The sequence below is a fragment of the Streptomyces sp. NRRL S-118 genome (genome assembly GCF_000716335.1).
In the GTDB taxonomy this organism is placed as follows: Bacteria; Actinomycetota; Actinomycetes; order Streptomycetales; family Streptomycetaceae; genus Streptomyces.
On record NZ_KL591026.1, the window covers coordinates 34924 to 49368 of the forward strand.

General features: G+C 74.0%; 12 protein-coding genes. 5 read left to right on the forward strand and 7 right to left on the reverse strand.

Annotated features, from left to right (window positions below; genetic code table 11):
- Window positions 1–168: 168 nt before the first annotated feature.
- The 3 genes from IH00_RS39115 to IH00_RS0130890 all read right to left on the reverse strand — a co-directional run bounded on the left by IH00_RS39115 (window position 169) and on the right by IH00_RS0130890 (window position 3724).
- A complete protein-coding gene (locus IH00_RS39115) occupies window positions 169–1137 on the reverse strand; it encodes a TauD/TfdA family dioxygenase (protein ID WP_052411759.1) in 969 nt (322 codons plus the stop codon).
- 143 nt (window positions 1138–1280) lie between these two features.
- The gene (locus IH00_RS0130885; protein WP_031079350.1) at window positions 1281–1925 is read right to left on the reverse strand and encodes a dihydrofolate reductase family protein; all 645 of its coding nucleotides are present in this window, start codon (window positions 1923–1925) and stop codon (window positions 1281–1283) included.
- A gap of 200 nt (window positions 1926–2125) precedes the next feature.
- Window positions 2126–3724: a hypothetical protein gene (locus IH00_RS0130890; protein ID WP_031079352.1), complete on the reverse strand. Its 1599-nt coding sequence runs from the start codon at window positions 3722–3724 to the stop codon at window positions 2126–2128.
- A gap of 160 nt (window positions 3725–3884) precedes the next feature.
- Between IH00_RS0130890 and IH00_RS0130895 the strand changes: the two genes are divergently transcribed.
- Window positions 3885–5099: a helix-turn-helix domain-containing protein gene (locus IH00_RS0130895; protein WP_234335024.1), complete on the forward strand. Its 1215-nt coding sequence runs from the start codon at window positions 3885–3887 to the stop codon at window positions 5097–5099.
- 137 nt (window positions 5100–5236) lie between these two features.
- Here IH00_RS0130895 and IH00_RS0130900 read toward each other — a convergent pair whose 3' ends face one another.
- Together IH00_RS0130900 and IH00_RS0130905 are read right to left on the reverse strand one after the other, a co-directional pair.
- A complete protein-coding gene (locus IH00_RS0130900; protein ID WP_031079354.1) occupies window positions 5237–5749 on the reverse strand; it encodes an NUDIX domain-containing protein in 513 nt (170 codons plus the stop codon).
- A complete protein-coding gene (locus IH00_RS0130905) occupies window positions 5746–6252 on the reverse strand; it encodes a GNAT family N-acetyltransferase (protein ID WP_063835457.1) in 507 nt (168 codons plus the stop codon). The genes IH00_RS0130900 and IH00_RS0130905 overlap by 4 nt, the downstream gene beginning before the upstream one ends.
- A gap of 500 nt (window positions 6253–6752) precedes the next feature.
- On the opposite strand from IH00_RS0130905, the gene IH00_RS0130915 reads away from it, so the two are divergent.
- Entirely contained in the window at window positions 6753–7652 is a 900-nt protein-coding gene (locus IH00_RS0130915) for a YihY/virulence factor BrkB family protein (protein WP_031079357.1), read from the forward strand.
- A 154-nt stretch (window positions 7653–7806) separates the two neighbouring features.
- A complete protein-coding gene (locus IH00_RS0130920) occupies window positions 7807–9120 on the forward strand; it encodes a cation:proton antiporter (RefSeq protein WP_031079358.1) in 1314 nt (437 codons plus the stop codon).
- Window positions 9121–9281: 161 nt separating this feature from the next.
- Here IH00_RS0130920 and IH00_RS0130930 read toward each other — a convergent pair whose 3' ends face one another.
- Window positions 9282–11171 (reverse strand): ATP-binding cassette domain-containing protein, encoded by a 1890-nt coding sequence (locus IH00_RS0130930; protein ID WP_031079360.1) that lies wholly within the window; start codon window positions 11169–11171, stop codon window positions 9282–9284.
- Between the two features lie 585 nt (window positions 11172–11756).
- Here IH00_RS0130930 and IH00_RS0130935 point away from each other — a divergent pair.
- Both IH00_RS0130935 and IH00_RS44425 read left to right on the forward strand, forming a co-directional pair.
- Window positions 11757–12986 carry a PP2C family protein-serine/threonine phosphatase gene (locus IH00_RS0130935; protein WP_052411767.1) on the forward strand — a complete coding sequence of 410 codons (1230 nt, stop codon included), beginning with the start codon at window positions 11757–11759 and terminating at the stop codon, window positions 12984–12986.
- A 228-nt stretch (window positions 12987–13214) separates the two neighbouring features.
- Complete coding sequence (locus tag IH00_RS44425; RefSeq protein WP_234335025.1) at window positions 13215–13712, forward strand: hypothetical protein; 498 nt, start codon at window positions 13215–13217, stop codon at window positions 13710–13712.
- Between the two features lie 29 nt (window positions 13713–13741).
- Here the strand turns inward: IH00_RS44425 and IH00_RS0130945 are convergent, their stop codons facing one another.
- Window positions 13742–14290: a DUF2165 domain-containing protein gene (locus tag IH00_RS0130945; RefSeq protein WP_052411761.1), complete on the reverse strand. Its 549-nt coding sequence runs from the start codon at window positions 14288–14290 to the stop codon at window positions 13742–13744.
- Window positions 14291–14445 lie beyond the last annotated feature (155 nt).

Below are 14445 nucleotides of genomic sequence, written 5' to 3' on the forward strand. Positions count from 1 at the left end.
CTCCGGACGGCCGGTGGTTCGGGAAGGCCGGTGCGGCTCCGGGAGGCGGGTGATTCCGGGATCGCCGGCGGCTTCCGCGGCGGCGACAGCCCGGGCCGCGCCGGCAGCCGGACCCCCGACGCACCGGTCCCGGCCGGTCCGTGCCTGCGGTGACGGTGCTGCCGGGTCTCAGTCCAGCCACACACGCACCAGGCATCGCCGGTGCCGCGGGTCGTCCGCGGCGTCGGTGAAGGCGGTTCTGCCGTGCAGTACGGACGTGTTGTCCAGCAGGAGGAGGTCACCCGGCCGCAGGCGGATCCGGACCACGCTCCCCGGGTCGGCCAGGATCTCGTCGAAGGCGTCCAGGGCCGCCGAGTCCGCGGACGACACGGGTGCCGCGGCCTCACGCCCGCCGCGCTCGATCCAGTGCCGGTTGTACCGGACCAGCAGGCGGTTCCCGCGCCGCCGGAAGACGGGGTAGACGCGGTCGAAGCCGTCGCCGCGGCCGAAGTGGAAGTCCCGGTAGAGGCGTGGCAGAGCCGACGGGTGCCGGGCGAGCAGCCGGTCGTGGACGGTGCAGCCGCTGACGAGCAGCGACTCGCCGCCGTGAGCGGCCTGACGCACGCAGAGCAGCCCGAGGATGCGGGGCGGGCCGGGGGGACCGGCGCGGTCGGTGTGGAAGGCCAGCTCGCGGTCGTCCCTGTCGTGGCCCGCGACACCCGCTCCCGCGCCCGGTATCGGTCCCGCGCCCCGTATCGGTCCCGCGCCCGGGCCCGGTCCTGGTGCCGGATGCCCGGGTTGCCCGGGCGGCGGTACGGCAGCGACGACGACGTGTCCCTGGGTGGCGTCCGACGGCCGAGGTATGCCCAGGTACGCGCCGAACCAGCGTGCCAGGGCGTGGCACTCCGGCTCGCCGAGGCCGTCCAGCGGCCACCCCCGCACCACCGCCACTCCTGGGCCGTCGGACAGCTGCCGCGCGATGCGGCCGACGAGCCCGGCCGGAGGGGGCGGCCCGCCGGCCGCCCCCGGACTCTCCGTCCGGACCGTCCGGAGCCTCTCCGCCCACGCGGGCGGCAGGGTGATCAGGAGATCCTCTGCCCGCAGCGTCTCCCGGTTCCAGGCCCTGGGGCCACCGAAGGCGACGGGAACAGCTCTCAACCTGCCCTCCTCCGGGGAGCGCTGGGAAACCGGGCCGGGCGAGCGCCACGAGCCTTCCCTTTCCCCCTGCCGCGGAAACAACGGCGGAACCCGCCGCGGTGACGGAGACGCCCCGGCCCGCAGCGCGGGTACCACCGGCCGCGTCACTTTCGCCAGAACAGGTGGTGCGTCACACCGCTCGGACTGGGCACGACCTCGAGGTGGAACCGGTCGAGCAGTTCCTCGGGCGACTCCCAGAGCCGTACCCCGGACCCGAGCTTCACCGGCGAGACCGCCACGTGCAGGGTGTCGACGAGGTCGGCGTCCAGGAACTGCCGGATGGTCGTGACACCGCCGCCGAGCCGCACGTCCCTGCCCTGCGCCGCCTCCCGCGCCTGCTCCAGAACCGCGGCCGGTTCGCCGCCGACGAAGTGGAACGTGGTGTCGGAGAGCGTCAACGAAGGACGCTCGTGGTGGGTCATGACGAACACCGGGGTACGGAACGGCGGCTCGTCACCCCACCAGCCGCGCCACTCGTGGTCCTGCCAGGGCCCGCGCTGCGGCCCGAACTTGTTGCGGCCCATGATCTCGGCGCCGATGTTGCGCGCGTGGTCCCGTGTGAAGTGGTCGTCGAGGCCCCGGCTGCCCCCGGGGTCCGTGCGCATGGGCCAGCTCGCCGTGGCGCCGGCCCAGGCGAACAGCCTCCCGGCGTCGGCGTGGCCGAACGGATTCTCCAGGCTCTGGTCCTCACCGGCGCCGATGCCGTCACTCGAGACGTTGAAGTTCTGCACCCTCAGCAGCTGAGCCACGTGTTTCTCCCGTGCTGTCCGTCGATGACGACGGTTGAGACTCCCCGCGCCCCGAGAACTCATCGCCCCGGTGGGCAACGGACCCGGGAGCCCGAGGACTTCCCCCGCCGCCGGGGCGGCGGGGGGTCCGGAGAGGCCGGCCGTGCAGCACCGGCAGGGCCGGCTCACCGGCGGGCCCCCGGGAACCCGTGGCGGCGGCCTCACACCGGGGGCAGGGTGCCCTCGCCGAAGAGGCGCCGCTCGTCGCGTGCCGTCCACGGAGTGGTGCGCAGGTCCACGATCCGGATGCCGAAGATCTTCAGCTGCAGCGTCAGTTCGGTCTTCAGGTCGTAACCGGCGCTCAGTTCCCAGGCGGGCGGACCGTCCGTCGCCGCAGCCGCACGCCCCCTCAGGTGTACGGACAGATCGCCGCCGACGCCCGCCGTGTCGTACAGCGAGACGGTGGCGCGGGCCCCGATGGACGCCTTCGCGGAGGCTGCTCCTTCCACCCGCGGCGGGGCGCCCTCCGTGCGCTGCTGCGCGTGACGGACCGCCTGCCAGCCCTGCGTACGGTCGTAGCGGGCGCCGATGTCGAAGGAACCGGCCGTGCGCTGCTCGGCGTCGAGGACGATGCGGCCGTCCGCGGTGAAGCGGTAGACGAAGACGACCTCGGTGTTGACGACCACGGGCACCGGGCCGACCCAGAAGGTGTGCTGACCCGTCACCGACGCGAGGGGCGTGGTGACCTCGCCGGAGTCCACGGCGCGGGACACCTTGCCGTGCACTTCCCAGTCGTACCCGTACGAACCGCCGAGCCCGACGGCCGCCCGCTCCGGCAGGACGGACAGTCCGCCGCGCTTCTCGTACTGGAAGAACACCTCGGGAGTGAACCGCACTTCACCCGCCAGCCGGGCCGGTGAGCGGTCGGTCGCCTCGATGCCGGCCGGCAGCGGGACGTCGAGCGCCAGCTTGAGCGTGGTCAGCGGCGTGGCCGCCTCCCGGGGCAGCCCGGAGCCGGCCGGTGCGGCCGAGGACGCCTCCGCCGGCGGACGGGGCGTTTCGGCGGCCGCCCGCGCGGTGGGCGTGCCGGAAACCTCCCGCTGCTGGTCGCCCGCCTCCGCGGGCGCCTGCGGCGCGGTGCCGCGCGGCGTCCCCGGTGCGGACGCGGAGGGCGGTCCCGAGGGGGAGGCGGTGGCATCGGGCACCGTGGGGGACGGCGGCGTGCCGTCCGTGGGTCCGGCGGACGGACCGCCGGCCGTGCCCGGGGCGGCGGTGGGCCGGCCGGTCGTCGCGGTGACGCCCGACGACAGCGGCTTGACCCGCAGCCGGTCCGGGGAGACCGCGGCACGCTGCTTCACCGTCCGGTCGCCGAGGAGCTCCGGCAGGGTCGCCGGCGCGGTGTTCACCGTGACCTCGCCGTCGGAGGTGCCGGTCACCCGGGCCACCTTGAACAGCGCACCGGCCGGAGCCGACCGGTTCGGGGCCGCGGCCACGACGTCGCCCGTACGCACCGCCCGGTCGCCGGACGTCTTCAGCACGGCGCGTCGCAACTGCGGGTCGTACGAGGCGACGCGTACGGACGACGCGTGCACCTGCCGGTCGGGCGCGGACGACGGCTGCGCCACCACAGCGTCGCTGTGATCGGTCTCCGCCCCGGCGAACGCCGGCGCGGACGCGCTGCCCGTCGGCCGGGCCGCCGCCACGCCCCCCGCCGGTCCGTCACCGGAGGAGCCGAGCAATGCCTGTGCGCCGAAACCGGCTGGTACGAGTATGCCGAGGACGGCGGCGGGCAGCGCCGCGCGTCTCCAGGAAACAGCCATGGAAGTCCTTGTGCAGTGGGGGGTGGGCGCCTCCTGGCACCCCGAGTCCGCCCGCTCCCGCGCCACTTGGCGCATGGGGGAGTCGGTGCGGCAGGGTCCTAGCATGGCGATCGTCAAGGATCCGCACCATGGAGGAAGGCACCGGGCGATGAGGAGTGTGGTGGAGGTTTCCACAACGGTGCCGGCGGCGGTGGCCGCCCTGCGGGCCGATCTGGGCCCGCTCGTCGAGGAAGTGACGGGCCGTCTGCGCGCCGAACTGCCGTCCTACGCGCGCGTACCGCCCGACCTCCTCGCCCTGCGGGTCGCGCGTGCGGTGGACCGTGGGTTGTCGGTCGTGCACCGGCTCTGCGCTCCCCGGGGCCCGGCACCGGTGGGTCCCCCGCCCGGCGGGCGCGGCGCCCGGCACCCGGCCGGCTCCGCCGCCATCGGGGACGCACTCCCGGTCGACGACGTGATCCGGGCCCACCGGATCGGCGTCGACGTCGTGTGGTCCCGGTTCAGCCGGGAGATGACCGAGCGCCGTGCGCACCCCGAGGAACTGCTGGCCATCGGCGAGCAGGTGTGGGCGTGGGCAGCCGCCATGACGGTGCGGATCGTGCGCCGCAGAGCCGTGCGGGACGGTGCCCGTCCACCGGGCGGGAGCCGGCCTGCCGGGCCGCCGCTGGAGGAGTACGTCCGCATGCTGCTGCTCGTACCCGTGGACGCCGCGGCGGTACGGGGCCGGGCCGGTGAATCGGCGACGCCCGCCATGCCGTTCCGCGCCCGGGCGGCCTGCGGTGCCACGGACGCGGTCCGCGTGATCGAGCAGCTGCGCCCCTGGATCGCGAAGGGCCCCGCCGGGGGCCTCATGGTGACCGTGGTCGACGGTGACGTGGCCGGGCTGCTCGCCGCCCGCCCGCCGCGGCTCTTCCGCGAGCTCGCGCTCGGGCTGGGTGCGGCGGTGCAGCCGTGCCACGTCGCCGACGAGTTCGTCTCGGCGTCGCTGGCCCTGCGCGTCGCTGTGGCGTTCGGCCTGACCGGCGTCCACACCACCGACGAACTCGGCCTGCGCACGGCCGTGGTGCAGACGCCGGAGATCGGCGAACGCCTGACGCACCAGCGGCTCGCCCCGCTGCGCGAGCACGGGGAGGACGGCACGCAACTGGAGGAGGCGGTGGCGGCCTTCCTCGACCACGGCCTCCGGCTGGAGGCCGCGGCGCGCAGCCTGTTCGTCCACCCCAACACCCTGCGCAACCGCCTGCGGCGGTTCGAGGCGCTGTCCGGGACGAGCCTGCGTGACCCGGCCGCCCTGGCGGAGGTCTGGTGGGCGCTGGCCCATCAGCGGGTGCACGGGCGGTCCGGCACAACGTTGTCAGCCCAGGACGCGGAGCGCTGACGTCCTGCCCGCAGGGGCCGTGCCGCGACGGTGGCGGGCGGTGGCTGTGGCCGTGACGGTGGCGGGCGGTGGCTGTGGCCGTGACGGTGGGGGGCGGTTGCTGCGTCCCGGTCCCGGGCGGAGGCCGTGCCCGTCCGTCAGCAGTCCCCGTCCCCCCAGTCCCAGGTGTCGAAGTACGCCGTCGTGCCCGTACGGCGGGCCGCCATGACCGCCTCCAGCCGGGCGAAGTCCTGCCGGGGCATGTGCGCCCGCCACTCCTCCACCGCCAGGGCGCGCACCTCGTCGTGCTCCTCCGGATCCAAGGTGATGCTCGCCATCTCCTCGGCGGTGAGGCGGCCGCCGTCGAAGACGAAGCCGACCGTGTTGTACGGCCACTGCGCGCCCGGGAGACCGAACACCGCGGCCAGCAGCCGAGGGGGTCCGCCGAAGACGATCCCGGTCTCCTCGCGGCACTCGCGCACGGCTGTCTGCCAGGGGCGTTCGTCCGGCTCCATGGTTCCGCCGGGCCACTGCCACGGATGGTCCTGCGAGTACACCGCACGCAGCTGCACCGGACGGTCGTGCTCGTCGGTGACGAACAGGCAGGCGAAAGCCGTCGCCTTCACGAGGGTCTCGGCGTACTGCTCGGGCGGCAGCCAGGTGGCGCTCATGACGCCTGCGTCCCGGTCCGGGCGGTCACGCGGGTCATGCGCATGAGCGCGGGGTCGCGGGCGAAGCCGAGCGACGCGTACAGCGGCGCGGACCCTTCGCCGTGGGCGTACAGCTCGTACAGGGTGACCCCCTCCTCCTCCAGGTGCGTCAGCAGCGCGGAGAGCGCGGCCCTGGCGAAGCCGCGCCGGCGGTGGGCGGGCTCGGTGGCGACGGAGTGGATCCGCACGGCCAGCCCTTTCGGGTACGCGGGTGCCGGGAGCACCGCCTGGACCAGCCCCAGTGCGCAGGCGGCCAGTCCTCCGGCGGGCGCGTCGACGACGTAGGCCCGGGCATCGCCGCCGGGGACGAGCCGTGCGGCGAGCTGCTCGCGGCAGAGGGCGAGCCAGTGTTCGTCGAGCCGTTCGGAGAGGATGAGCTCGGAACGCAGACGGGCGATCTCGCCGGCGTCGGCGGGAGTGGCGAGGCGGGGCGCAAGCGCCTGGCCGGCTCCCGCCTCCGCCACAGGGCGCGGCGGTGCGACCGGGATCTGCGGTGAAGCCGGGATCCGCGGCGCGGCGGGGTTCTGACGGGAAGCCGGGATCCGCGGTGCGGCGGGGCTCTGCGGTGAACCGGAGTGCTCCAACTCGGGCTCCTCTCGAGGGTGTGGTGGACTGCCATGGGGAAGGCGTCCGGCACAGGCCCCCGGGCCCCGGACGCCATGTTCGCCGGAGCCACCACCACGTGGGCGGGGAGCACAACCGTGCCGTCCGGCGCCAGGCTAGGACGGCGGCACCGTCCCCCGCGCGAGATGGGCGCAGAGCCCCCGATTCGGGTGAGGCGCGGGAGGGGACGCCGCCACCTCACGGGGCGCCTGCGCGAGGAGCCGAACCGTCCGGGCGCCGCGCGGCGTGAGAACGCCGGTGCGGGGCAGCAGACCGGACAAACCCCTGTCGCGGCGTCTGCCGGGACCGGGACCGGGACCGGGGCCGGGCTCACGCCGGCCGGGACGGAAGCGGTGGTTGCATGGCGATCGGTGTCCCCGCGAACGGGGCTGTGCCCCCTCGCGAGCGCGAGGAGTACGCGAGAGCGCTGGCGCGCACGCCGGTCGCCGTGTGGGAGGACGACCTCACCGACTGGGCGGCCGCGCTGACCTACTACGCGGTCCTGGCGGTGTTCCCCGCCCTGCTGGTCATCGTCTTCGCCATCGCCCTGCTCGGTACGGGCTCCCCCCACGAACTCATCGCGCAGTTCGGCGCCTTCGTGCCGAAGGAGGCCCGTCCGGTGCTCGAACAGGCCCTGGGCAGCCGCCAGGAGGGCGCTTCGGTGCCCTGGCTGCTCGTGGTGCTCACCCTCGGCGCCGCGCTGTGGTCGTCCTCCAGCTACCTGGCCGTGTTCCGGCGCGCTCTGCACGCAATGTACGGCGTCGCGGACTGCCGACCGGCGTGGCAGGCGTTCCCCGCCATCCTGCTCCGGGCGCTGACCGTCCTGGCGCTGCTGCTCTGCGGGGTGCTGACGCTGACCGCCACGGGGCGGATCGCGCGGGCCATCGGCCGGGGGACGGGCGCGGACCACCAGGCGGCGCTCGTATGGACGGCCATGAAGTGGCCGCTGCTGTTCCTCGTGGTCGTCGCCCTGGTCCTGCTGCTGTTCCGGTCCGGACCCGCCGAGACGCGCGGGCTGCGCCGGAACCTGCCCGGCGGGGCGCTGGCGGTGGTTCTCTGGCTGCTCGCCTCGGTGGGCTTCGCGTTCTACGCCTCGCACATCGCGACGTACAACCGCCTCTACGGGTCCCTCGCCGGCATGGTGGCGTTCCTCGTGTGGCTGTGGGTCTCCCATGTGGTGCTGCTGGCCGGGGCGCAGTTCAACGCCGAGCTGGCCCGGGGCGGGCGGCCGAAGCCGGACCCCTGCTCCTCCCCGGCGTGACCCCCGCAGGCCCGTCCCGTACGCGCACCCCGCGCTGACGGACCCGCCGGGATCCCCGGCGGCGTGCCCACCGCCCGGGAAGCGGGAGTTCCCGCCGCCGTGCTGCGGGTCGCAGCGCAGGCGTGCCGCCGCACGTCCGGGGCAGTGGACTTCCGTGACCTCGGCCGATCTTCTCTACACCCTGTCAGGGGCGGGTGCGCTCGCCGCGGCCGTGCTGCCGCGGCTGGTGGCAGGCCGCCCGCTGTCCATGCCCCTCGTCTTCCTGGCGGGCGGGGTCGCGCTGCAACCGCTGCTCGCGTCCCTGCCGGTGATCGATCCGGTGCGCGACCGGACATGGGCGGAGCACCTGACCGAGCTCTGCGTGATCGTGTCGCTCATGGGTGCCGGGCTCGCCCTGAACCGCCCCGTCGGCCCACGGCGGTGGCGGGCCTCCTGGCAGCTGCTCGGTGTCACCATGCCGCTGACCGTGGTGGCGGTGGCCTCGGCGGCCTGGTGGCTGCTGGACTGGCCCCCGGCCGCCGCGCTGCTGCTCGCGGCCGTCCTGGCGCCCACCGACCCGGTGCTCGCCTCGGAGGTCCGGGTCGGTGAGCCGACGGAGTCCGAACACGACGAGGACGAGGTGCGGTTCGCCCTGACCAGCGAAGCCGGCCTGAACGACGGCCTCGCCTTCCCCCTCGTCATGGCGGCCGTGGCGCTCGCCGCCGCGGCCGGCACGGGGCTGTCCGGCAGCTGGGTCGGACACTGGCTCCTGGTCGACGTGGGCTACAAGTGCGTGGTGGGCGTCCTGGCCGGTCTCGCCGTGGGCAGGATGCTCGGCTGGCTCTTCTTCCGCGCCGGCCGGGCCTCGGTACGGCTGTCCGAGCACCGCGAGGGCTTCGTCGCGCTGGGCGCCACCTTCCTCGCCTACGGGCTGACGGAACTCCTGCACGGCTACGGATTCCTCGCCGTCTTCATCACCGCCTGCCGCGTCCGCGCCGCCGAGCGGGCCCATGGGTACCACACCGTGCTGCACGACTTCGTGGAGCAGATAGAGCGGCTGCTGACCGCCGGACTGCTCTTCCTGCTCGGGGCCTACGTCGCCCAGGGCGGCCTGGCCGCCCTGACCTGGCAGGGCGCGACCGTGGGCCTGCTCCTCCTGCTCGTCGTCCGCCCCCTCGTCGGCGGCGTCTCGCAGATCGGCACGGCCGCGGGCCCCCGGGAGCGCGCGGTGATCGCGTTCTTCGGCATCCGCGGCATCGGGTCGCTGTACTACCTCGCCCATGCGCTCGGATCGGAGGACTTCCACGTCCCTCCGGAGGAGCTGTGGGCCGTGGTGACCTTCACCGTGCTGGCCTCGGTCGCCCTGCACGGGGTGACGGCCTCGCCCGTCATCCACCGTCTGGACGGACTGCGCGCCCTGCGGGCCCGCCGCCACCTGCCCTCCGGGAAGGGCCCGACCGACGACGAGGTGGCGGACCAGCGGCTGTGAGCCGAGCCGGCGAGGTGGTGTCGCGGGCCCTTCCGCGCACCGCCCTCCCGCGCCCCGCTCTGTGGCCTCGCCTCTGCGCCGCTCCGGTACCGCGGACGGCGCCACCGCCCGGAGAACGTCAGCCCGCGGCCGGGCGACGCCCGGAACCGTGCGGACACGGCTCAGCGGTCCTGCGAGAGCTCCAGCAGCTCGGCGAACGTGCCGCCCGCGTGGACCAGATCGTCGTACCGGCCCTGCTCGGTGATGCGGCCCTCCTCCATGACGACGATGTGGTCGGCGATCTTCGTGTTCTCCAGACGGTGGGTCACGACGATCGTGATGCGGTCGGCGGCGATGGACTTGATCCTCTCGAAGATCCGGTGCTCCCCCCGCGGGTCCATCTGGGAGGTGGGCTCGTCCAGGATGAGGAGCGACGGACGGCGGTACAGGGCGCGGGAGCAGGCCAGGCGCTGCCACTGCCCGCCCGACAGCTCCGCGCCGCCGAAGACCTCGCGGGCGAGGAGGGTGTCGAGGCCGGCGGGGAGGTCCTCCACGGCCTGACGCATCCCGACGGCGTCCACCGCGTCCCACACCGGTCCGTCGTCGTGGGTGCGGGGCTGGCCGAGGGTGACGTTCTCGCGGACGCGCAGGGGCCATTGGGCGAAGATCTGCGGGACGAGGCCGGTCCGTTTCCACACCGTGCCCGGGTCGGTCCCGGCGAGGTCCATGCCGTTCCAGCTGACCCGGCCCTTGTCGGCCAGGTAGATCCCGGTGATCAGGCGCGTGAGGGTCGACTTGCCCGAGCCGTTGGTGCCGACGATCGCGAGGATCTCCCCTCGGCGCAGGGTGAGCGAGACGCCGTCGACGGCGGGCCGGTCCTTGCCCGGGTACTGGTAGACGACCTCCTCCAGCCGGACCTCCTCCACCGGCGCGGTGACCGCCAGCGTGCCGCGCCGGGGCGCCCGCCGTCCGGCGTCGTCCAGGAACGCCTGCATGTCGGTCAGGTACAGGCTCGTGTGGAAGAGGGCGGCACCGTTGATGATCACCTGCGAGAGGGCGGCGAGCGTGGTCTGCACGGCGACGACGGCCGTCGCGGCGAGCGCGAGCGCGATTCTCCCCGTCATGGCCAGCCAGGCGAGCGCTCCCCAGGTCGCGACCAGGAACACCCCGGCGACCAGTGAGGAGAGGAGGGAGATCCGGAGCGTACGCGGGGCCGCGGCCAGGGTGCGCCGGTCGCAGCGGTCCGACAGCGACCGGTACCAGAACAGCAGGTAGTCGGTCATGGAGTTGGCGCGGACCTCGTCGCCGTACTTGGGCGTCGTGGACCACCACCGCATCATGCCCCGTACGTTGCGGTCGGCGATGTTCTCGTAGTGGATCTCGTAGTCCACGCGGGCGGTGAGCACCGCGCCGACGCCCGCGGGGAGCACGGCGAGCAGGAGCGGGGGCAGCAGCAGCGGGTTGAGGACGGACAGTGCTCCGGCGGCCGTGACCATTCTGATCAGGGCGGACAGGAACCGCTGCGTGTCGGTGACCATGACGTGCGTGCGGATGACGCCCATCTCCGCGGCCTCCTGCCGGTCGGAGAACCCGTCGACCGCGTACGCCGACGCCTCCACCCGGCAGACCGCCTCGACCAGGGCGGTGTCCGTCTCGGTGGTGAGGCGGGGCGTGATACGGCGCTCCGCGTACGTGGCCACGGCGGCCGCGATCCGGGTCACCGCGGCGGCGGCGCCGACGACGACGAGGGCCGGGAGCGCCTGGTGCAGCCGCTCGGCGACCGGGCCGCCGCCGAGGACCGGGCGCATCGCGCGGGCGGTCGCCGCCAGCAGCACGGCCGCCGCGGCCCCGGTGACCACCGGGCAGGTCAGCAGGAGCAGCACCGCCCGGCGGTCGATGCGCCACGACATGCCGATGATCCGGCGCACGACCTGCGGGATCCGGGCGGCGACCCTGCGGAGGGACACCGCTCCGAGGGGATTGACCGAGTACTCGCCCGTGTACCGGATCTCCGCGGGCGGCGGGGGAGGGACCGGACCGGCCTGCTGCTCCTGGGCTTCTGCTGAGGCCAACTGGACTCCTTCGTCGTGCTGTTCGGGGGAACGCCGGCGGCATCCGGGACAACGAGCCGCACCGCGATATCGAACACACGTATTTCGGACGCGGCGGGATCCGCATGACCGGGCGTGCGGCGGCTCATGTAGAAGCCATGGACCCTTGGCCCGTCCGGTGCGCGTCCCCACCCGGCATGGCCGAAACGCCGTGGCGGATGCACGGGTGACGCATGAGGTTGAGCGGTGTCGCCCATCACCGCCCGGAGGCTGCGTGCCGTGCTGCGGCACCCGGCCGGCCGTCCCGCCGGGGCGCGGCGTTTCCGGCGCGAGCGGTCCCGCGGGACAGCCGCATGCCGGACTCGCCCAGGTCCATCCGTACGGCGGTGGCGTCACGGCCCGTGACGCCCTGGCCCGGGCGTGCTCGCGGTGAAGCGTTGCGGCCAGGGCCGTGGTGACGGCTACGCGCGCGGGCGGGCCAGGGCCGACTCGTCAGCGCTGGCACACGTGGCGTGGCGATCGTCACCGAGGGTGATGGGTCGCGGATTGACGCAACCGGTGGAGGTTCCCAAGCTGGTAGGAGGGCCGGTGGAAGGGGCTGTGGCCATGAGCGGGCAGAGGGATCTTCCCCGGTTGCTGACGGGAGCGGAGGCGGCGGCGCCGGTCGACGCGGTCGACGTGGTCGCGGAGGATCTGCGGCGGCGTTTCGAGGCCACGAAGGTCTCATTCCTCATCGTGGACCTGACGGGGAAGGCGGTGGCGCGACTGTCCACCGCCCCTGCCGAAGGCGGGCGGGAGGCGGAACGGATCCCCATGTTCGGCAGCGTCTACGAGCAGGTGATCCGTACCCAGCGGCTGCATCAGCACGCCACCGGCCAGGGACAGCAGGTGATCGTGCCGGTCACCAACCGGGGGGACGCGATCGGGCTCCTGGAACTGCTCCTTCCCGCCGATCCGGGGGAGGACGTTCTCGAGGCGGTCGGGGAAGCCGCCCACCTCCTGGCCTACATCGTGATCGCCAACGGGCGCTTCACCGACCTCTACACCTGGGGCAAACGATCCAGGCCCCCCACCTTGGCCGCGGAGATCCAGTACCAGCTGCTGCCCCCGTCGCTGTCGTGCGAGGCCGCGCAGTTCACCCTGTGCGGGAACCTGGAGCCCTCCGAGGACCTCAGCGGCGACACCTTCGACTACTGCCTGGACCGCGACACCCTCCACGTGTCGGTGACCGACCCCATGGGTCACGACATCGACGCGGCCCTGGCCGCCACCGTACTGGTGAGCGCCCTGCGCGGCGCCCGCCGCGCGGGCGCCGGCCTCGCCGACCAGGCCCACCTCGCCGACCAGGCCCTGGCCGACCACGGCCTCGGTCACGCCACCGGGCAACTGCTGCGCATCAATCTCCACACCGGGCAGGCCCGGATCGTCAACGCCGGCCACCCCTGGCCCCTGCGCATGCGCCGGGGGACCGTGGAGACGATCACCTTCGAGGTGGACCATCCCTTCGGCCTGTCCGAGTTCAGGCCCCACCCGTACCGCGTCCAGGACGTCGATCTGCGCCCCGGTGACCGGCTGCTCATGATCACCGACGGCATGCTCGAACGGCACGGGGAGGCGGTCGACCTGCCCGCCCTGCTGGAGCGCACCCGGGACCTGCACCCACGGGAGACCGCCCTGACGCTGACCTCCGCGGTCCGGGATGCCGCCGACGGCCAACTCGAAGACGATGCCACCGTGATGTGCCTGGACTGGCACGGCCCCCAGGAGACCCAGCGCCACGTCAGCTCCGGCGCGGACACGCGGCAGGCCTCGGCCGCCCGCCCGCAGCGGCCATGACAGGGCACCCTCCCGGACGTGCCCGCCTCCGGTGCAGCCGTCGTCCCGTACGCCATGCTCAGTGCCCGGGCGCTGTCCGGGCGGCGCGACGATCCATGGTTCCCCCGCCCCGTTCCGGACGCCCCGGCTCACGTTTCGCTCAGGAGTTCACCGTTTCCCTGCGCATCGCGTCAGCCGCGTGCCTTACTGAGGCCGACGCAAGAGTGCGGTGTCGGGGGAGGGCTACGCATGCGAGGACCGGCACGTCCGCCGGTGGGGGCACGGCACAGCAGGGCCCTGTCGGCCTGCCTCATGGCGCTGGCCCTGGCCGGCTGCGACAGCGGCGAGGCGCCCGGTGCCCGGCCCTCGGGCGCAAGCGCCCCCGCCGCCGCGCCCCGGCCGAGCGGATCCTCCGATGGCGGAGGCGGTGCCGCGGAGACGGTGAGCGTCGCTCCCGAACCGCTGAACGGCAGCGTCCTGCTCGCCGCCACGCACTCCCGCGCCGGAAGCGCCACCATCCCACTCGGCGGAATCGGCACCGGCCGGCTGGGCATACAGGTCGTGTGCCGAGGAGAGGGGACCCTCTCCGTCGCGGTCGAACCCGTGGGACTCGCCTTCTCCCTGGAGTGCGCCGACCGGGGAAGCAGCACCTACAACGAGGCCCTCCTGAAGAGGGACCACGCCGAGGGGCACGTCCGCGTCACGGCGCCCTCGACAGTCCGCTGGGCCCTGTCGGCCGAGCGGTGACGCGGGACGGGATGCGCTGCTCCGGCTCCTCAGCCGCCGTCCCGGGACGACGGCCGCAGGTGGACCACGACGAGCGTGAACGCGGCGAGCATGACGTTGCGCGCGGCGGCGTCGAGGCCGTTCCACTCGGACGACTGCCACATCGCGAACCACTCCCCGCCGATGGCGAAGAACCCCAGCCCGAACAGCAGCAGCATCATGACGAGTCCGACGGAGCTCACCCTGCGCGCCTTCTCATGACGTCCGTCGCGCAGCCCCGCACCCCAGAGGCCGGTGGCGAACAGCAGCACGCCGGCGGTCAGCGCCTCCCAGGCGATGATGGCGATGTAGGCGGCGTTCTGCAGGGTCCGCGACTCGATGGCACGCCACATCAGGTCCGGGTCCCGGAACGTGGTGTCCATCGCCAGGACGTGCTGGACGAACTGCTGGTTCGTACCGAAGTCGGTCAGGTTCCCGAAGGCCACCAGGGCCATGTACACCGCCACCGTGCCCGTCAGCGCGGTCGCGGCCACGGGCAGGGAGCCGAGGCTCCACCGCCGGTCCGTACGGATACCGGTGCGCTCGTCGATGCCTGACATGCCGCCCTCCCTGCGTGCCGTCCTTCCGTAACACCCCTCGCCCCGCGGGGAATTCCCGTCGGGACGCCACCGGGCGGCAGCCGGCGCGCGGCACCCGCGTACCCGCGGGTGTGCGACCGCGCTCGACCCCTATGGCGCGGAAAGCCGTATCCTCC

Bases quoted from the DNA above. Each gene is read 5' to 3' on its own strand.
- IH00_RS0130890 (WP_031079352.1), bottom strand. From the start codon at position 3,724: ATGGCTGTTTCCTGGAGACGCGCGGCGCTGCCCGCCGCCGTCCTCGGC.
- IH00_RS0130900 (WP_031079354.1), bottom strand. From the start codon at position 5,749: ATGAGCGCCACCTGGCTGCCGCCCGAGCAGTACGCCGAGACCCTCGTG.
- IH00_RS0130915 (WP_031079357.1), top strand. From the start codon at position 6,753: ATGGCGATCGGTGTCCCCGCGAACGGGGCTGTGCCCCCTCGCGAGCGC.
- IH00_RS0130935 (WP_052411767.1), top strand. From the start codon at position 11,757: ATGAGCGGGCAGAGGGATCTTCCCCGGTTGCTGACGGGAGCGGAGGCG.
- IH00_RS44425 (WP_234335025.1), top strand. From the start codon at position 13,215: ATGCGAGGACCGGCACGTCCGCCGGTGGGGGCACGGCACAGCAGGGCC.
- IH00_RS0130945 (WP_052411761.1), bottom strand. From the start codon at position 14,290: ATGTCAGGCATCGACGAGCGCACCGGTATCCGTACGGACCGGCGGTGG.